The organism is Companilactobacillus paralimentarius DSM 13238 = JCM 10415 (assembly GCF_001434985.1).
In the GTDB taxonomy this organism is placed as follows: domain Bacteria; phylum Bacillota; class Bacilli; order Lactobacillales; family Lactobacillaceae; genus Companilactobacillus; species Companilactobacillus paralimentarius.
Genome location: NZ_AZES01000021.1, coordinates 1 through 17542, shown reverse-complemented (window position 1 = coordinate 17542; position 17542 = coordinate 1). Strand labels below are relative to the sequence as shown.

Here is a 17542-nt window from a genome sequence, read left to right as displayed (position 1 = left end):
ATGCAAATATTATTAGGATTTATTTTTGGCTTTTTATCTAGTGTTGGTTTTGGCATTGTGACCAATAATCCTAGAAGAACTTTGATGCCAGCAGGATGGATAGGGGCAATTGCTTGGGTCATTTATATTGTTGCTGGTTGGTATGATCACGGAGTAATTATGCCTAATCTTTTGTCAGCGGTTGTGATTGGTTTGTTAGGTAATTTGGCCGCTATTCTAGTCAGAGCACCAGTAAATATTTTTTATGTACCTTGTTTGGTTTCACTAGTGCCGGGAGCAATTATTTATGACAGCATGAAGAATTTCACTTTAGGATATGACAATTTAGCTGCGCACGGATTGATTAAAGCATTAACAGTTGGACTCTCTTTAGCAATCGGATTTATTATTGCTGAAGCCATTTCGAATAAAATTTATCCACCTTTAAAAAAATATTTAGAACAAAAAAACCGCTGATATTGTGTCAGCGGTTTTATTTTCCTGAAGGGGGAATTTGTTATTCAAATTCTTTAGAATCATTAGTCTTATTATTGTTGGACTGTTGTTTCTTCCATTCAGCATTAGTCATCAAATCATCAACGTTTAAAGTGATTTTATCGACTTCTTTACCGGTCATTTCTTTGACTGAACGAGAAATGCTGTTCACGATTCTATCAAAAATTTGGGGTGCTGGTTTGCCATATTCTAGAATGGCTTTTAATTCGAATGATAACTTGTCGTCATCATTGTCAACGTCTACACCTTTGGTAGGATTATCAATAAAACGATCAGTTAAATTACTGATGGCACCGCCATTTAGAGAGAGTACACCATCAATTGAATTGGCTGTTTGGCTAGCGATTTTCTCTAAAACTTTATCTGAAAAGTTTAATTCTTTTTGAATTGAATTTTCTTGATGATTGTTTGCTTGAGCGTTAGTCATATTTTTTTCCTCTTTTCTAATTTACACGGTTACTTTCGTTATTTTTATTCTGCTGCTGCCATTCTTTTTTAGTCATGACATCACTGATGTAAACATTAGTTTCGATTACTTTAAGTCCGGTCATACTTTCGATAGCAGAACTAACTTCATGGAGAATATTTTCAAAGACCTGATGTGCATCTTTACCATATTCAAGAATAATTTCTAAGTCTAAAGCAGTTTGTTTCTCACCGACATCAACATCGATTCCTTTAGTGATATCTTCTTTACTACGAATCTTATCGGCAATATTGTCAAAGACATTACCATTCATGGAGAGAATACCGTCGATATCGCGGATTGCCATTCCAGCAATTTTAGCAATTACGTCTTCGTTGAATTTCAACTTACTATTCTTTATTAAGTCGGCGTTTAGCGGTTGTACTGCCATGTTATTACTCCTTTATTTGTAAAATTTTGGTAATTTTAGATCTTAATGAAGATTTGTCTTCTGCGGACCCAGTTATGGTAGCGATTAAGTAGCCGACCATCCCGGCCAAGACTATTAATAATAAATTTCCAAAGCCGAGAATTATCCAAATGGCAACCAATACGCTTCCAATAATGGAACCAATTATGCCTCTTTTCATATTCTTATCCTCACACAACTTTTACTTTGCCACGATTCAAATTAGGTTTTAAATCAACAGTTGTTTTCTTAATAGGAATACTTAAATGTTTGGCCAATTGTTCATTAGCGATACGTTTAATATTTTCACCTTGTCGATGTAAGTTTTGTTCTTCAGTACTAAACGCTGAAATAAACATTTTGGCTTGACGATTCTTGCCTAAAATTTTGAGATCAACATCTACGTCAGTGAGATTAGGAATTTCTTTGACCTTATTTTTAACCATTTTTTCAATGGAAGACTTAGAAATCCGTAATTTACCATTAGCAGAGTCGAAACTAACTTCTTGGTGTTTGACCGGTACGAAAATTCCATACATCAATAGAACCAAGAAGATCAGAGTAGAGATACCGGCTAAAATCAGTGAAGTGTAGAGTAGAAAGTCTCTTGGAAGTTGAAAACTTTTGATTACTTCTACCACTGGTTTAAGCGGATAAGCCAAGGCAACGAACCAAAGTACTTGTAGTAATCCTAGTATAGAAGCAACTATTAGAATACCTTTCGATATTTTTTTCATAAGTTTCCCCTTACTAACTTCTTCTCATACTACTGAAAAGCCAAGTGGTTAATAATACAACGACTATAGCTCCAACAATAGCTGGTACGATTGCCATACCTGCAATACTTGGACCCCAAGCTCCGAGAATTGTTTCACCGAGCCAAGCTCCAACTAAACCTCCAATAATGTTACCAACCCAGCCCCAAGGCATATCTCGGTTGATAATCATACTAGCAATAGCCCCAATAACGGCGCCAACTATAATGACCCATATAGTATGTAGCACTTTAACCATCCCTTTCTTTCAAGAAAATTAATATTTTCTTTTATTTATAGATTCATCTTAAAGAATTACTTGTGAACTTGTCCACAAATAACTAATCGAAACCATAAAAGAATATTAATTAAAAAAATTTGAATGATTTTAAGTAAACTTGATGGACATCAAGTTTTTTAATTACCTTAGCCAGTAGAATATGTCTTGTAAGTTGAGAGAGCGAAACGAAGATGTTCAACTCTTGAGGATTCTCTCAGAAGATTGGATAAATACGAGAAGGGAAGATTAAAATGAATAAGTTAAATATATGGATACAGAAACATCAAAATAAAATGACCGCTTCAATTGCCATTCTAATTGCAGTGAGTTTGGTTGCTAAATTTTTATTGAAACTACCAACACTTAGTACAGCCGCAATGATTATTGCCAGTATAATCGGAGCTATTCCAGTAGCTCTACATGCAATATCTGCATTACAAAACAAGGTTATTAGTATTGAATTACTAGTAACAATTGCAGTTGTTGGAGCTTTTATCATCGGGGAATATGAGGAGTCAGCGGTTGTTACATTCCTATTCCTCTTTGGTAATTACTTAGAACAAAAGACTCTAGAGAAGACTCGTTCTTCAGTTAAAAGTTTAACGAAGATGGCACCAACTACAGCCGAACTGGTTAATGAAGACGGAACAACTGAAGAAGTCGACGTTGATGATTTGGATGAGGGTGATCATGTTGTTGTTAAGCCCGGTGGCCAAATTCCTGTTGATGGAAAAATTATCGATGGTACAGGTTATATGAATGAAGCTTCAATTACTGGCGAATCAACTCCAGTTGAGAAGAGTATTGGTGATAATGTATTCGCTGGTTCGATCACTGATAACGGGACAATAACTATTGAGACGACATCTGTGGGGGAAGATACTACCTTTGGTAAGATCATCGAATTAGTTGAGGAAGCGCAAGATAGTCAGTCACCTGCTGCTCGTTTTATTGATAAATTTGCGACATATTACACGCCAGCCGTGTTGATTATTGGTATCTTAGTTTGGGCAATCACGCAAAATTTCCCATTAGCTATCACTGTTTTAGTTTTAGGATGCCCTGGTGCCCTGGTTATCGGAGCTCCCGTTTCAAACGTTGCTGGAATTGGTAACGGTGCTAAAAATGGTATTTTGATGAAGGGTGGCAATGCCGTAAATACCTTCTCCCATGTTGACACCTTGGTATTAGATAAGACAGGTACTTTAACAACCGGAAAGATGTCAGTTACTGATGTAACAAATTTTGGTAAAGATAAGAATGAAATGATGGCTTTACTTTCAGCCGTTGAAAATACCTCAGACCATCCTTTGGGCCAAGCTATCGTGAAGTACACTCATGATTTAGGTGTCACAGATGACGTTAAGTTACCTGAATTAGATACCGTCAAGGGTCAAGGTTTAGTCGGTCAAAGTGATGAATTTAAGATTTTAGTTGGTAACGAACGTTTAATGAAAGCTAATAACGTCCAAATCACTAAAGAACAAAGAAAAGCTATTAACGCTCGGATGAATGATGGAGATTCTGTCGTATTGATGGCTCTTGATCAAGAATTACGTTTAGTAGTCGGTGTGAACGATCAATTGAGACCAGATGCTAGAGAAGGACTTCAAGCATTAAAGGATGCTGGATTGAAACGAATCGTAATGCTAACTGGTGATAATAAAGTCGCTGCTCAACGTGTCGCTGAAAGATTGCCAATCGATGAAGTACATGCCGAATTATTACCTGAAGATAAAGTTGAATTTGTTAAGAAATTTAAAGAACAAGGTAGTACCGTAGCCTTTGTTGGTGATGGTATTAACGATAGTCCTTCACTTGCAACAGCCGATATCGGAATTGGGATGGGTACAGGAACAGATGTTGCCATTGAAACATCAGATATTATTTTGGTTAAGTCTAGCTTTGATGCTTTAGCACATGCCTACAAGTTATCTAAGAAAACTGTCGCTAATACAAAAGAAAATATCATTATTGCGGTTGGAACAGTTGCCTTACTATTACTTGGTTTAATCGTTGGTGTAATTCATATGGGTAGTGGAATGTTTGTCCATGAATTAAGTATCTTAGTAGTTATTTTCAACGCAATGAGATTAATTCAAAATAAATCTTCAAAACTTGATTCAAATCAAGTTCTTAAAACAGCAAACTAAGTAAGATAGTGTTTGTAAGTTAGTTGAGCAAGTAATTGTCAGAGATTACTTGCGAGCTATAAGTGTTTCAACTTGGAGCATTTATAAGCTCGTAGGTATTCGACGACGATGCTGGCGAAAGATTTAAAAATATGGAGGAATCAATTATGGCAAAAGCAATTTTACAATTAGGTGAATTAACATGCCCATCATGTTTAACAAAGATTCAAAAGGGTGTTGAAAACCAAGATGGCGTTTCAAATGTCAAGGTTCTCTTCAACGCTGGTAAAGTTAGAGCAGATTTTGATGAAGATAAGACTTCCGCAGATCAAATTTCCAATGTAATTACAGACTTAGGATATGAAGTTAAAAAGGTTAAAGTTAAGGAGAGTAAATAATGGCAGAACAAACAATCGACGAAAAGTTTGCAGCAGAACAAAAACAAGCTGATGCAGATCACCACAAACCAACCGCAGGGGCAATGACAGGACATATCGTTTCTAATCATTTCTTACTAAATATCAAATTGCACCAAATCAAATGGTTCGTTAAAGGTGCAAATGCTGAAAACTACAAGGCTGTTTTAAAACAAACAATTGATGAAAATAATGCTTGGTATGATAAGATAGCCGATGAATTGCTAGATGAGGGTGAATTGCCACCATCAACAATGAAAGAATATACTGAATATTCAATGCTTGAAGAAGACGGTAAGAATAAGTACATGAAGGCTGAAGATATGATTCAAACAGTCGTTAATGACTTTGCTACAGACAACATGTTTGTGACACGTGCAATTAAGTTAGCTGAAAATGAAGATCGTCCATTCATGGCTCAAGTTCTAGTTCAATTACTTGGTTTTAACAATCACCAAATCAGAATTTATCAGGCACTTCTTGGTAATTCAGCTAAAGAAGGCTTTGAAGAAGAAGACGATGAAGACTTCGATTAAGGAGAAATAATTAATGGCAAAATTAGCGCATGATCATACAGCAGAAGATTGTGTTGAGTTAGTTCCAATATTCAAAACCTTGTCACAAGAGGATATTGAGACGGTAGCTACCTTAGTTACCCATCATCACTACAAGAGTGGCGAGTATATCTTTTCCGCTGGGGATGTCGCTGATTCATTGATTATTGTGGCCCACGGACAGGCTAAAGTTTTCCAAATGTCCACGAGTGGTAAAGAACAAATGTTGCGAGTTTTGCAGACAGGCGACTTTGATGGAGAAGCAACACTATTCTCCGATGCCGAACACAGTAATTTTTCTCAGGCCTTGATGGATACGGACGTGTGCCAGATATCTCGTCCAGACTTTCAAAAGTTAATGCAAAAGGCTCCAACCTTAGCTGTTAATATGGTCAATGCTCTAGGTCGCAGAATCGTTCAATTAGAGCAACAGACTGCTGAAGCTACTACAGCTAGTGTAGAGAGTCGCTTGGCTAATTATCTGTTAGAAACCAGTGCTGGTTTAGACGAAGACGTCTTTACCCTGCCACTTAAGAAAAAAGATATCGCTACTTACCTTGGAACTACTCCCGAAACAATTAGTCGAAAGTTAAGTGCTTTGACTAAACAAGGTATGATTGAAAAAATTAGTAATAATAAATTTAAGATTTTAGATGCAGATCGATTAATAATGATCGATTAGAGCGTGGAACAAGGGCGCCCAGCCTCTGAGGATTTGCCTAAGTACTGAAATCGCATGCGAATTATGCGTGCAATTCCAGTACTGTAGCAAACCGCAGGAGGTTGCCCCTGTGAAACGCGTTTCCATTATATTGCAAAGAACAACGGTTAATCCCAAATAGACAGTAAAAATACATAAGACAAAAAATAACACAGGTTATAAAAAATCTGTGTTATTTTTATATGCTTTTATAACACGAACAATAGCAAGAAAACGATTGACATCGTTCGTAAATGGATGCTATCTTTAATTCAATAAATTAAATAAAGGTAGGAAGTTTATCTATGTTTACCCCTGAGGAAATCTTAGAGAAAAGCATTAATGCTGGTGTCGGAAAGTTGAAAAAAACACTGATTGCCAAAATGATACTTGGTTTTATCGGTGGAGCTATGATTTCCATTGGGTTCTTGGCTTATGTTAGAGTTACTGCTTCAATTCCGAAAGATTTGGCTAGTGTTAAATCATTAGTCGGCGGAACAGTTTTTCCTATCGGATTGATTGTTATTCTGTTAGCTGGTGGAGAATTGGCTACGGGGAATATGATGGCAGTTGGAGCGTCGTTTTTATCTAAGAAAGCTTCAATATTAGATTACGTAAAGAATTTATTAATAATTACATTATTTAATTTTATCGGAGCATTTTTTGTCGCTTATTTCTTTGGTCACGTGGTCGGATTGACTCATGTTGAACCATTTAGACAAGCTGTGATTGCTGTGGCTGCTAGTAAAACTAATGCCGGATTTTGGTCAGCGTTTGTATCAGGAATTGGCTGTAACTGGCTAGTTGGTTTGGCCGTTTGGCTCTCGTTTGGAGCTAAAGACGGAGCTGGCAAGATTCTTGGTATCTGGTTCCCAATTATGATTTTTGTGGCCGTTGGTTTTCAACATAGTATTGCCAATTGTTTCATTATTCCTGCGGCTATTTTCGAAGGTGGAAGTACATGGAGCTTATTTTTGAAAAATTTTGTTCCAGTTTACTTAGGTAATATTATCGGTGGATTGATTTTCGTCGCTGGATTTTATTATCTCAGTTACAAGAAAGATAAATAAGAACAGATTAGTTTCCAAGTGTTTTTTTTTTAGATTTTTCATAGATTAGATTTAGAAATGTTTTAGATGAGTAACAAAAAACCTCGGTCCATTTTAGGACACGAGGTTTTTTGCTTCTGTTATTATTTTTGTAAGTCAGATAATTTTTCGAAATCTTCATCGCTTAATTTTACGTTAGTAGCACTTAAATTGTCTTTTAAGTGGTCTACTGAACTAGTTCCAGGAATAGGAATAATATTGTCAGAACGTTTCAACAACCAAGCTAAAGCAATTTGTGCAGGGCTAGCATTATATTTCTTAGCAATCTCGTTTAATGGACTATTAGCTTGAACAAGATTACCAGTATCAAGAGGGAACCAAGGTAGGAAGGCCATATGGTTCTTTTCAGCATAATCGACAATGGCATCGTCATCTTTATGGTGGCCAACGTTGTACATATTTTCTACAGCATCGATTTTAGCTATCTTTTGAGCAGCCTTTAATTCATCAAGTGATACTTGGCTGATACCGATATGTTTAATTTTACCTTCATCTTGCATTTTCTTTAATTCACCAATTTGATCCTCAATTGGAATATGTGAGTCAATTCTGTGCAAGAATAACAAATCTTCGTGATCACGGTTGAACATACGTAATGAAAGTTCTACTTCTTGGCGAAGGAAGGCTGGAGTCCCAACAGGAACCCATTCATTTTCACCTGTTCTAACTTGACCAACTTTATCTGAAATAAAAATCTTATCTGAATCAGAATATTCTTTCAATGCTTTTGCCAAATATGAATCGGCATTCCAAGGTCCATAAGAATCTGCGGTATCTACAAAGTTAACACCTAAATCAAAAGCATTTTTGATCAATTCAACAGCTTGGGCAGGATCTTTATATGGTCCCCAAACGCCTTTACCAGTTAATTGCATAGTACCGTAACCTAAACGATTAACGATAAAGTTATCGTCAAATTTAAAAGTACCCGCAATAGTAGCATTAATCTTATCCATTAAAAATCCTCCTATTTGCTAAATAATTTACACTGTTACGTTAATCAATTTGTTCATTTTATACAAACATTTGCTCCAAAAAAATATAAATTTGAGCAGGCTGTATATGATAACTTAATATTTTTGAATTACTAAAAAAATAGTGGTAACATTATATAACTTTAATTTAAGAGGTTATTATGACAGATAAATCTATGGTTAATGAACTAGACGAAAAAAAGCTTGAACAAGCACATTTAGAAGATGTGGTTGGAAAGATTAAAAAGTCTGAGGGTCAACTCCGTGAACACATGGAAGTTGCTGAAGAAGATTTAAAAGTTATCAATAATGCTTTTGATGACATTCATTTAGGCATAGATGGAGATTCAATCTCTATGGATGCCGCACTTTCTATTCATCAGCAACAACAGATGTTGGACGAAAGAAACAATAGTTGGCAACAATCCAAACAACGTTTGGGTATTTTGAAGAAGTTGGAAAAGAATCCATTCTTCGCCCGCTTAGATTTTCAAGAAAAAGGAGAACCTAAGAAGGAAACGGTTTATATCGGTTTAAGTTCCTTCACTGATAAAAATGATCATTTCTTAGTTTACGATTGGCGTGCTCCGATTTCTTCGATTTACTACGATGGTAAATTGGGCAAAGTCACATATATGACACCCGATGGGGAACAAGAAGTTGATCTCTTTTTGAAGCGTCAATTTCTAGTTGAAAACGGCAAGATCAGAGCTTACTTCGATACCCAAGAAACAATCGGTGACCAAATGTTGCTGGAAGTCTTGGACGGTAAATCTTCAACTCATATGAAGGGGATCGTTAAGACAATTCAAAAGGAACAAAACAAGATTATTCGTGATACTAAGTCGAAACTCTTGTTTGTTCAAGGTGCAGCTGGTTCTGGTAAGACCTCAGCTATTTTGCAAAGAATTGCATTCCTATTATATAGATATCGTGGAACGTTAACTTCTAGTCAAGTTGTTATGTTCTCACCAAATTCGCTTTTCAACGACTATATCAAAGATGTTTTGCCTGAAATGGGTGAACAGAATATGGTGCAAATGACTTATAAACAATTCTTAGCACGCCGTTTGCCCAATTTGACCGTTGAAAGTTTAGCTCAACAATTTGAAACGGTTGTTGATGCTGACAATAAGAATATTGGAAAATTTGTTTCGGATGTTGAGTTCTTCAATATTATGACGAACTATAGTAAGTTGTTGGACCAAAGTGGGATGGCATTCAAGGACATCAAATTCCAAGGGAAAGTCTTCATTTCTAAAGAAAAGATTCAAGAAATCTATTACAGTTACGGTCCTCAATACAATTTGGGTAATCGATTAGATGCGACTGTTGACCGTTTGATCAAATTACTTCACCGTAAGATTGGTGCAGAGATGCGTTCTAAGTGGGTTGCTGAAAGAATTGAAAACTTGAGTAAAGAACAGTTGCAAGCACTTTACAGTACAGCTGACCAAGAGTTTAAAAATGGTGATGAAGAAAATAGATTTTTAGCTCGTAAGATCGTCACAGCCATGTTGCAAGGTGTCTACAAGAATATCAAACGTTTGAGATTCTTGAATGTAGCAGCCAATTATCTTAACTTTTTAAAAGCCGTTCCGCAAATTGCAGATTTAAGTAAGTGGGATATTACCGAAGAACAGTGGAAGAATTACGTTGATAACTTTGTTAAATCATTTACTAATAAACAAATTTCAATGAACAATTTGAGTCCATATTTGTACTTGTATGACTTGGTAACAGGTCGTCATGGTGAATTGGAAATGAAGTTTGTCTTTATGGATGAAATTCAAGATTACACACCATTCCAATTGGCTTATATGAAATTCAAATTTCCACGTGCTCGCTATACCATGTTAGGGGATTTGAATCAGTCAATCTTTACTAAGAAGAACAGTCAAACTCTGCTTTCTGAAGCTCAGAAATTATTTGAAGCTGATGAAACTCGAGTTGTTCAGTTGGTTCATTCATATCGTTCGACAAAACAAATTACGGACTTTACGAAGGCAATTTTGACAAATGGTCAAAAAATCGAACCATTCAATCGTGATGGGGACTTACCTAACATGTATTGTGCGCAAGATGAACAGGAATCGTTGCAACAGGTTAAAACACAATTGGCTGAAAATGACGAACACAATTTCACAACAGCTATTATTGCCAAAACTTTGGAAGACGCTGAGCATTTGCATGATCAACTCAAAGAAAATGGCGTTAAATCTACTTTGATTCGTTCGGAAAATCAGCGTTTGGCCGCTGGAACGATTGTCTTACCATCATTCTTGGCTAAGGGTTTAGAGTTTGACGCGGTTATCATGTGGGATGCTTCAAAGGACAAGTTCTCTGAAGATGAGCAACAGTTAGTTTACACAATTGCTTCACGTGCAATGCACAAGTTGACTATCACATCAATTGGCGAGTTTTCACAACTACTTCAACGAGTACCGGAAGAATACTATCAGTTGATGAAATAACCGAGGTTCTATAGTTAGGTGGGGTGGAAGATGCCGTCCTCCGCAGAAATTGGGAATGCATTGGAACGCTATGGACACGATTTGAAACTAATTATTTTACACTTCGAGCAAAATAATGGATTTCCAAAGTCGGCCTTATTGTAACCGGCAAAGCCGGTAACAATAATTTCATAGCTGAACGCATTCCCAATTTTCGCTCTGGACTGAATAACGAGTTTTATCCTTATATCTTAATCAATTCAGAAATCAAAATAGCATCTATTCTGGAGTACTGACCTCTACTTTTTAGCAGGGATTAGAATTCAGAATGGATGCTATTATTTTGGATTAAAAATTTAGAACATTAAATCTCAATAGAACTAATATTTAGATCGGAGCAACAAGCGCTATTGGTCTCAGCTGTGAAATTCTACTTGGTGATTTATCACCTAGTAGAAGACTAGTATTTGAGACAATTGTGAATTTCAATTGGCTCAAATCTATGTCCACAGCGTTCCAGACCAATAGCGCTTGTTGCGGAGGACGGCATACTTAACAACAATAACAACAACTACACCGCCTAAAATCACTAGTTGTTCTTAATAATATCCTTAAAGAAATCAACTGTAATATCGAATAATGGCTTTAAAATAGCTAAGATTAATAACAATAAATCCACAAACAATAGTTGTACTAACCATGTGACTGACATATTAGTTGTGAAGTGGAAGTAAAGTGCAAATAATCCTAGGAATACTGCCACGAAAACAAAAATGTAAGTAATCGCTAGTCTTGTGATTCTTTCTGAATTTGTTTCTTTATTTTCCACGGCTTTTTCCCCCTCAAATATAAATAAATAGTTTAATTGTTAACGCTTACATTATAACATTTTAGGGCTTTGTATGTATATTTTGTAAAATATTTAAAGGATTAAAAACTTGCACTCAACCTTTCGAAATAGGTATAGTTGAGAGTATTGTAATTGAAAATTTTGATTGGAAGTGAGAGAGTGACCCAGTCAACTTACTGGAATCGCATTGCCGAAAAAGCTAAGAAGGAAAATCGTCCTTTCTTCAGTTTGGCACCAATGGAGGCTGTAACCGGATCAGTCTTTAGAAGAGTAGTTCAAAAAGCCGCTGCTCCGGATGTTTTTTATACTGAATTTACCAACGCTTTAGCCATCACGCATCCTTTGGCTAAAGAAGCAACTAAGGGAAGATTGTATATTGACCCTAAAGAGGACCCTAAACCAATTGTTCAACTATGGGGTAACTCTGGTGAAGATTTCGCCAAAGCAGCTGTAGAAGTCAAAAAGCAAGGTTATGAGGCAATTGACATCAATACTGGTTGTCCTGATATTGCCGTAATCAAAAATCATAGTGGAAGTGACTTGATTCGTCATTTTGATACTGCTAAAGAAGTTATCGAGGGCGCTCGTGAGGCTGGATTACCAGTCAGTGTCAAAACTCGTTTAGGCTTCAGTGAGATTTCTGAATATAAAGAATGGATTCCTTTCTTATTGGAACAACAAGTTCCAGTTTTAACAGTTCACGTTAGAACTAAGGAAGAAATGAGTAAGGTTCCAGCTCACTATGAATTGATTGACGACTTAGTTAAGATGCGTGATGAAATTGCACCAGATACGCTGTTGCAAATTAATGGTGACATCATGAATTATCAAGAAGGAATCAAGTTGGCTCAAGAACATCCTGGTGTAGATGGAATTATGATTGGACGAGGGATTTTCTCTGATCCGTTTGCTTTTGAAAAAGAACCACAACAACATTCAAGTACTGAACTTTTGAATTTGTTACGCTATCAGCTCGATTTGTACGATGAATTTGTAGCTAAGGGAATTCCAGGTCATTTTGCACCATTACAACGTTTCTTCAAGATTTATGTTCGTGGAATGAAACATGCCGCGGAAATCAGAAATGATTTGATGCAAACAAAGACAACTGATGATGCCCGTAAAGTTATTGATAAAATTGAGAATAATGAATATTAGAGCGGGACATAACATGTTCAGCTTTCGAGCATTAAAGGAAATAGGACCAGGTAATCGTATTTGATTACCTGGTCCTATTTGTTTTAAGCGGAAAAAGTTATGTTATGTTCCGCGTTTATGCTGCATATTTAATTAAATATGCAGTTTTGTTTAACTTAATAAGGTTAGAGTGACACGATTCAAACAATTTATCATAAGTTGGATTTTTTTGATAAAATTCGTTGCTACAAAACTCACTGCAATGCTATTCTGACAATAAATTGGTGAGAGAGAAAAATTGATATATGAATTCCATGAAAAAAAATATATTTTGGTTAACTGTATCTTTTAGTTTAATTGGCAGTTTCATTAATACATTTCTTCCCGAATTATTTGGGTATAAATTCATGATTATTGTTCAATCACTCCCGATTGTAGTAAAAATACTAATTCAATTAATTGTACTTATATTAGTATTTTTAACTTTTCCTTACAAAAACAAGGAGAAATAAAGCTTGTATTAATTGTTTTCGGAGGGTTTTGTAATCACCGATATTAAAGAGACTGAATAATGTTTTTTTTAATCTACTGAGAATTGAAACATTCATATTATGAAAATAATGAATACTAAAAAAGCGAAGTCACGTGACTTCGCTTTTTGTTTAACTTAATAAGGTTAATGTGACACGGTTCAAACGTTTCGACAGTTCAAACAATTTGTCATAAGTTGGATCTTTTTGATAAAGAGCAATCTTATCTTTCAATTGTTTCTGTTCGAATTGTGAGAAGTAGAATTTCAAGTCATGATTACCATAGAGAGTAGCTAGTAAGGCAAAGGCTTCGGGAGAAATTTTATCTGCCGTCAAAATTTCCTTTCGAAGATCAGCTACCAATTCACGTTTCACACTGCGGTTAGGTAAGTAGTTATTTGTTTTAAAAACTAATCCGGTAACTGCTTTGGTTACATCGACTTTGTTGACGAGTGAGTCACCAATTTCGTTGTAAATGATTCGTGTGATTTTTTCATTTGTAGCCATGGCTCTCAAAACATGAGTGACACTTTTACCTTGATTCTTGTTGATGATCTGGAAGAACTCGTTGAGGTACTTCTTGTCGTCAGGCAAAACTTTGTTAATGATGACACTGTTGTCAGTTAGATCGATGATATCGTTTAAAGCTAAGTCAAAAAATGAGCTTTCAGCTAGATAGGCACGACGTCTGGTATTCTTAAAGATTCGGATACTACCTTTTTCATTACACGATAAAATAAAATATTTTTGAGGAATATTTAACTCCATAAAGTGCTCCTTCAATTCGACACTAACTCATTTTGTTTGGCCAGTGTGGCTTTAATTTCTGGTATTAATTCGTCTTCTAAAAGATTATAACCTTGTTTGGTAAAGTGCAAACCGTCTGTCTGTAGCAAATCGTCCAGATTAGCGCTATTTGCCATATCATGAAGCAAATCGATATACGATACGTCTAGTTGTTTACTCAAATGTTCCGTCACCAGTTCAAATTGGAGTTGACGAGTCCAAGGTTGCTTGGGATTCTTGCGCCAGTCCGCAAATGGTGGAGAAAGTAGAATAACTTTTTGACTACCTAATGTATCAATCATACTCATTAAGTTGGCAGCAAATTTGCCAGGCTTAATTTCATCGTCTACCGAAATATCGTTGATACCAAATCCTAAAATAATGATTCTAGGGTCTAATTTTTTTACGCGATCAACTCGTGTCATAGCATTATTGGTTTTGTAGTCGGCAATCGACATATTAATAACCTCGTAGCCTTGAAAGTCTTTACGAATGCGTTTAGCCAACGTATCAGTAGCTTTGCCATCGCGTAGACCCATCAGGGTTGAGTCCCCAAATAATACTATTCTCTTCATATATTATTTCCTTTTTTAAAAAAGTTCTATACTATACTAGAATACCAGAAAATAAATAAAAGTTAATTACTATATTAGGTAGGTTTAACAATATGCAAAGTTTAGCTAACTATGATGAGTTCTCAAGAAAAGAGTGGGAAAACTTTCATGGTGAATATAAGAAACAAGCCATTACTGATGGAGAATTGCGGAAGATCAAGTCTCTAGACGATGAAATTTCAATCGATGATGTCCGTTCAGTGTACGCCCCGATTCGCCATTTACTACATATTTACTTAAAGAACTATCGCAAATTAACCAAGTTAAAGAATGAATTTTTAAATAATAAAACGCGCAAGGTTCCATTTGTAATAGGTGTCTCCGGTTCGGTTGCTGTGGGGAAGAGTACGACCGCTCGATTGTTGAAGATTATGTTAGAGCGTTCTTATCCACAATATAAAGTGGCACAGATGACAACGGATGGTTTTTTGTATCCCAGTAAAATTTTAAAAGAACGTCATTTAATGGATAAAAAGGGATTTCCAGAAACATATGATATGTCCAAACTGTTAGATTTCTTAGGTGAAGTCAAAACTCGTGGTGGTAAAATACGATATCCTTTATATTCACATAACATTTATGATATTATTCCTGGAAAATACGAAGAGTTAGATAATCCAGATATTTTGATCGTTGAAGGGATAAATGTATTACAATTGCCTCAGAACGAACAGATCTATGTCAGTGATTTCTTTGATTTTTCAATTTATATTGATGCAGAAGTCGATGATATTGAGGAATGGTTCTTAAATCGTTTTGAGACACTTTTAGATTTAGCGAGAAATGATCCTAACAGTTATTACTATCAATTCACTCAGATTCCTGAAACTGAAGCGATGAAAATGGCAAGAAATGTGTGGAATACGATTAATTATCCTAATTTGCGTGATTATATCAAGCCAACTATGAACCGAGCTGACCTTATTTTGCACAAATCTGAGGATCACCAGATCGATAAAATTTATCTCAGAAAATATTAAGCGTTAACAATATATGACATGGAACTAATTTTCGTATACAATAGAATAAATAAAAAAAGTGGGGGAAATTGATTTGAGCAAGCAATGGCCAGATGCTGATAGCATCATTGTTCTAGACTACGGTAGTCAATACAATCAATTGATTACTCGTAGAATCAGAGATATTGGCATATACTCTGAATTACTACCAAATACTATTACTGCTGCAGAAGTTAAAGAAATCAATCCTAAAGGTATTATCCTTTCTGGTGGACCTGATAGTGTCTACGACGAAGGCGCCTTTACAATCGACCAAGACATTTACAAGTTAGGTATTCCTATTCTTGGTATCTGTTATGGTATGCAATTGATGTCTTATAACCTTGGCGGTAAAGTCGAATCAGCAAGCAACCGTGAATATGGTCACGCTGATATTACAGTTACTGATAAAGATGCTGTACTATTCAAAGACTTACCTGAAAAACAATACGTTTGGATGAGTCATGGAGATCTTGTTAAAGAAGCTCCAAAAGGCTTCAAAGTAGTTGCTACAAGTAAGAATGCACCTATTTCATCAATCGCTGATGATGAACGTAAGATGTACGGTGTACAATTCCATACCGAAGTTAGAAATACTGAATTCGGTTCAGAAATCTTGAAGCATTTTGCATTCGACGTTTGTGAAGCAGAAGCTAACTGGTCAATGGATGATTTCATTGATCAACAAATTCAAAAGATTCGTGAAACTGTTGGTGACAAGAAGGTTCTTCTTGGTTTATCCGGTGGTGTTGATTCTTCTGTTGTTGGTGTTTTACTACACAAAGCTATCGGTACACAATTGACAAGTATCTTCGTTGATCACGGTCTTCTTCGTAAGAATGAAGCCGATCAAGTTATGGACAGTTTGAAAGGTAAGTTTGGTTTAAACATCATTAAAGTTGATGCTCAAAAACGTTTCTTAGACAAACTTGCTGGCGTAACTGATCCAGAAAAGAAACGTAAGATTATTGGTAACGAGTTTATCCAAGTGTTTAATGATGAAGCTCAAAAGCTTGATGGTATTGATTTCTTAGCACAAGGCACACTTTATACTGATGTCATTGAAAGTGGTACAAGTACTGCTCAAACAATCAAATCTCACCATAACGTTGGTGGACTTCCAGAAGACATGCACTTCAAGTTGATCGAACCACTTCGTACATTGTTCAAGGATGAAACCCGTGAATTAGGTGAAAAACTAGGTATGCCACACGAATTAGTATGGCGTCAACCATTCCCAGGCCCAGGCCTTGGAATTCGTGTTATCGGTGAAGTTACCGAAGAGAAGTTACAAATCGCTCGTGATAGTGACTGGGTTCTTCGTGACGAAATCGCTAAGAACGGCCTAGATGAAAAAATTTGGCAATACTTCACAGTCTTGCCAGGTATCAGAAGTGTTGGTGTCATGGGTGATGGTAGAACATACGATTATACAATCGGAATTCGTGCCGTTACATCTATTGATGGTATGACAGCTGACTTTGCTAAGATTCCTTGGGATGTATTGCAAAAGATCTCAGTTAGAATCGTAAACGAAGTAGATCATGTCAACCGTGTAGTTTATGATATTACTTCTAAGCCGCCCGCAACTATTGAATGGGAATAAGGAACCAAGTTAACTTGAAGACGGATGCCTATATATCAGTCTTTATAACTCGGAACTAATGGCAAAAACTATGTAAATTAACATGGTTTCCAACCAAAATTATTGTAAAAAATTAGAGTCTAAGACAAATCATGTTGATAAGGCTTAAAAATATAGAGCATCTCTGATTAATTTCAGGGATGCTCTTTTTATGATAAATATTCTTATATTCTAAATGTTTAATTTCGGCTGTTCGTCAAATCAAGTTGATGGCGGTTCAAGTTAACAGTTAGACCATA

Annotated in this window: 19 protein-coding genes; 10 read left to right on the top strand and 9 right to left on the bottom strand. The window is 36.0% G+C overall.

What is annotated here, in order from left to right; translation table 11 throughout:
* Window positions 1-456 (top strand): threonine/serine exporter family protein, encoded by a 456-nt coding sequence (locus FD33_RS02470; RefSeq protein ID WP_025085565.1) that lies wholly within the window; start codon window positions 1-3, stop codon window positions 454-456.
* Between the two features lie 40 nt (window positions 457-496).
* On the opposite strand, the gene FD33_RS02465 is transcribed toward FD33_RS02470, so the two are convergent.
* Genes FD33_RS02465 through FD33_RS02445 form a run of 5 tightly spaced genes read right to left on the bottom strand, consistent with a single transcriptional unit; the run spans window position 497 to window position 2375 of the window.
* Window positions 497-922 (bottom strand): Asp23/Gls24 family envelope stress response protein, encoded by a 426-nt coding sequence (locus tag FD33_RS02465; protein ID WP_025085564.1) that lies wholly within the window; start codon window positions 920-922, stop codon window positions 497-499.
* Between the two features lie 16 nt (window positions 923-938).
* Window positions 939-1352, bottom strand: a complete 414-nt coding sequence (locus FD33_RS02460; RefSeq protein WP_025085563.1) for an Asp23/Gls24 family envelope stress response protein — start codon at window positions 1350-1352, stop codon at window positions 939-941.
* A gap of 4 nt (window positions 1353-1356) precedes the next feature.
* A complete protein-coding gene (locus tag FD33_RS02455) occupies window positions 1357-1551 on the bottom strand; it encodes a hypothetical protein (RefSeq protein WP_025085562.1) in 195 nt (64 codons plus the stop codon).
* A gap of 10 nt (window positions 1552-1561) precedes the next feature.
* Window positions 1562-2107, bottom strand: coding sequence for an alkaline shock response membrane anchor protein AmaP (gene amaP / locus FD33_RS02450; RefSeq protein WP_025085561.1), 546 nt, complete (start codon window positions 2105-2107; stop codon window positions 1562-1564).
* Window positions 2108-2120: 13 nt separating this feature from the next.
* Entirely contained in the window at window positions 2121-2375 is a 255-nt protein-coding gene (locus FD33_RS02445) for a GlsB/YeaQ/YmgE family stress response membrane protein (protein WP_025085560.1), read from the bottom strand.
* Between the two features lie 281 nt (window positions 2376-2656).
* Between FD33_RS02445 and FD33_RS02440 the strand changes: the two genes are divergently transcribed.
* The 5 genes from FD33_RS02440 to FD33_RS02420 all read left to right on the top strand — a co-directional run bounded on the left by FD33_RS02440 (window position 2657) and on the right by FD33_RS02420 (window position 7277).
* Entirely contained in the window at window positions 2657-4558 is a 1902-nt protein-coding gene (locus FD33_RS02440) for a heavy metal translocating P-type ATPase (RefSeq protein ID WP_025085559.1), read from the top strand.
* 146 nt (window positions 4559-4704) lie between these two features.
* Window positions 4705-4935 carry a heavy-metal-associated domain-containing protein gene (locus tag FD33_RS02435; protein WP_025085558.1) on the top strand — a complete coding sequence of 77 codons (231 nt, stop codon included), beginning with the start codon at window positions 4705-4707 and terminating at the stop codon, window positions 4933-4935.
* Entirely contained in the window at window positions 4935-5489 is a 555-nt protein-coding gene (locus tag FD33_RS02430) for a ferritin-like domain-containing protein (RefSeq protein ID WP_025085557.1), read from the top strand. The genes FD33_RS02435 and FD33_RS02430 overlap by 1 nt, the downstream gene beginning before the upstream one ends.
* A gap of 13 nt (window positions 5490-5502) precedes the next feature.
* Window positions 5503-6189, top strand: coding sequence for a Crp/Fnr family transcriptional regulator (locus FD33_RS02425; RefSeq protein ID WP_025085556.1), 687 nt, complete (start codon window positions 5503-5505; stop codon window positions 6187-6189).
* 323 nt (window positions 6190-6512) lie between these two features.
* Entirely contained in the window at window positions 6513-7277 is a 765-nt protein-coding gene (locus FD33_RS02420; RefSeq protein ID WP_056955721.1) for a formate/nitrite transporter family protein, read from the top strand.
* 122 nt (window positions 7278-7399) lie between these two features.
* On the opposite strand, the gene FD33_RS02415 is transcribed toward FD33_RS02420, so the two are convergent.
* Window positions 7400-8272, bottom strand: coding sequence for an aldo/keto reductase (locus tag FD33_RS02415; protein ID WP_025085555.1), 873 nt, complete (start codon window positions 8270-8272; stop codon window positions 7400-7402).
* A gap of 179 nt (window positions 8273-8451) precedes the next feature.
* On the opposite strand from FD33_RS02415, the gene helD reads away from it, so the two are divergent.
* On the top strand, window positions 8452-10764 hold the full coding sequence (helD, locus tag FD33_RS02410) for an RNA polymerase recycling motor HelD (RefSeq protein ID WP_193322521.1): 2313 nt from the start codon (window positions 8452-8454) through the stop codon (window positions 10762-10764).
* A 568-nt stretch (window positions 10765-11332) separates the two neighbouring features.
* Here helD and FD33_RS02405 read toward each other — a convergent pair.
* Complete coding sequence (locus tag FD33_RS02405; RefSeq protein WP_025085553.1) at window positions 11333-11572, bottom strand: hypothetical protein; 240 nt, start codon at window positions 11570-11572, stop codon at window positions 11333-11335.
* A 180-nt stretch (window positions 11573-11752) separates the two neighbouring features.
* On the opposite strand from FD33_RS02405, the gene FD33_RS02400 reads away from it, so the two are divergent.
* Window positions 11753-12751 (top strand): tRNA dihydrouridine synthase, encoded by a 999-nt coding sequence (locus tag FD33_RS02400; protein ID WP_025085552.1) that lies wholly within the window; start codon window positions 11753-11755, stop codon window positions 12749-12751.
* Between the two features lie 641 nt (window positions 12752-13392).
* On the opposite strand, the gene FD33_RS02390 is transcribed toward FD33_RS02400, so the two are convergent.
* Window positions 13393-14028, bottom strand: a complete 636-nt coding sequence (locus FD33_RS02390; RefSeq protein WP_025085550.1) for a GPP34 family phosphoprotein — start codon at window positions 14026-14028, stop codon at window positions 13393-13395.
* 11 nt (window positions 14029-14039) lie between these two features.
* Window positions 14040-14621, bottom strand: a complete 582-nt coding sequence (locus tag FD33_RS02385; protein ID WP_081784524.1) for an SGNH/GDSL hydrolase family protein — start codon at window positions 14619-14621, stop codon at window positions 14040-14042.
* A gap of 92 nt (window positions 14622-14713) precedes the next feature.
* On the opposite strand from FD33_RS02385, the gene coaA reads away from it, so the two are divergent.
* The gene (gene coaA / locus FD33_RS02380; protein ID WP_025085548.1) at window positions 14714-15640 is read left to right on the top strand and encodes a type I pantothenate kinase; all 927 of its coding nucleotides are present in this window, start codon (window positions 14714-14716) and stop codon (window positions 15638-15640) included.
* A 73-nt stretch (window positions 15641-15713) separates the two neighbouring features.
* Window positions 15714-17264: a glutamine-hydrolyzing GMP synthase gene (guaA, locus tag FD33_RS02375; RefSeq protein ID WP_025085547.1), complete on the top strand. Its 1551-nt coding sequence runs from the start codon at window positions 15714-15716 to the stop codon at window positions 17262-17264.
* Window positions 17265-17542 lie beyond the last annotated feature (278 nt).

What these genes read in the sequence shown, in the direction of transcription:
- FD33_RS02390 (WP_025085550.1), bottom strand. Translation starts at nt 14,028, where the DNA reads ATGGAGTTAAATATTCCTCAAAAATATTTTATTTTATCGTGTAATGAA.
- FD33_RS02425 (WP_025085556.1), top strand. Translation starts at nt 5,503, where the DNA reads ATGGCAAAATTAGCGCATGATCATACAGCAGAAGATTGTGTTGAGTTA.
- FD33_RS02455 (WP_025085562.1), bottom strand. Translation starts at nt 1,551, where the DNA reads ATGAAAAGAGGCATAATTGGTTCCATTATTGGAAGCGTATTGGTTGCC.
- FD33_RS02435 (WP_025085558.1), top strand. Translation starts at nt 4,705, where the DNA reads ATGGCAAAAGCAATTTTACAATTAGGTGAATTAACATGCCCATCATGT.
- FD33_RS02430 (WP_025085557.1), top strand. Translation starts at nt 4,935, where the DNA reads ATGGCAGAACAAACAATCGACGAAAAGTTTGCAGCAGAACAAAAACAA.
- FD33_RS02470 (WP_025085565.1), top strand. Translation starts at nt 1, where the DNA reads ATGCAAATATTATTAGGATTTATTTTTGGCTTTTTATCTAGTGTTGGT.
- amaP (WP_025085561.1), bottom strand. Translation starts at nt 2,107, where the DNA reads ATGAAAAAAATATCGAAAGGTATTCTAATAGTTGCTTCTATACTAGGA.
- FD33_RS02460 (WP_025085563.1), bottom strand. Translation starts at nt 1,352, where the DNA reads ATGGCAGTACAACCGCTAAACGCCGACTTAATAAAGAATAGTAAGTTG.
- helD (WP_193322521.1), top strand. Translation starts at nt 8,452, where the DNA reads ATGACAGATAAATCTATGGTTAATGAACTAGACGAAAAAAAGCTTGAA.
- FD33_RS02420 (WP_056955721.1), top strand. Translation starts at nt 6,513, where the DNA reads ATGTTTACCCCTGAGGAAATCTTAGAGAAAAGCATTAATGCTGGTGTC.
- FD33_RS02415 (WP_025085555.1), bottom strand. Translation starts at nt 8,272, where the DNA reads ATGGATAAGATTAATGCTACTATTGCGGGTACTTTTAAATTTGACGAT.
- FD33_RS02465 (WP_025085564.1), bottom strand. Translation starts at nt 922, where the DNA reads ATGACTAACGCTCAAGCAAACAATCATCAAGAAAATTCAATTCAAAAA.
- FD33_RS02440 (WP_025085559.1), top strand. Translation starts at nt 2,657, where the DNA reads ATGAATAAGTTAAATATATGGATACAGAAACATCAAAATAAAATGACC.
- coaA (WP_025085548.1), top strand. Translation starts at nt 14,714, where the DNA reads ATGCAAAGTTTAGCTAACTATGATGAGTTCTCAAGAAAAGAGTGGGAA.
- FD33_RS02385 (WP_081784524.1), bottom strand. Translation starts at nt 14,621, where the DNA reads ATGAAGAGAATAGTATTATTTGGGGACTCAACCCTGATGGGTCTACGC.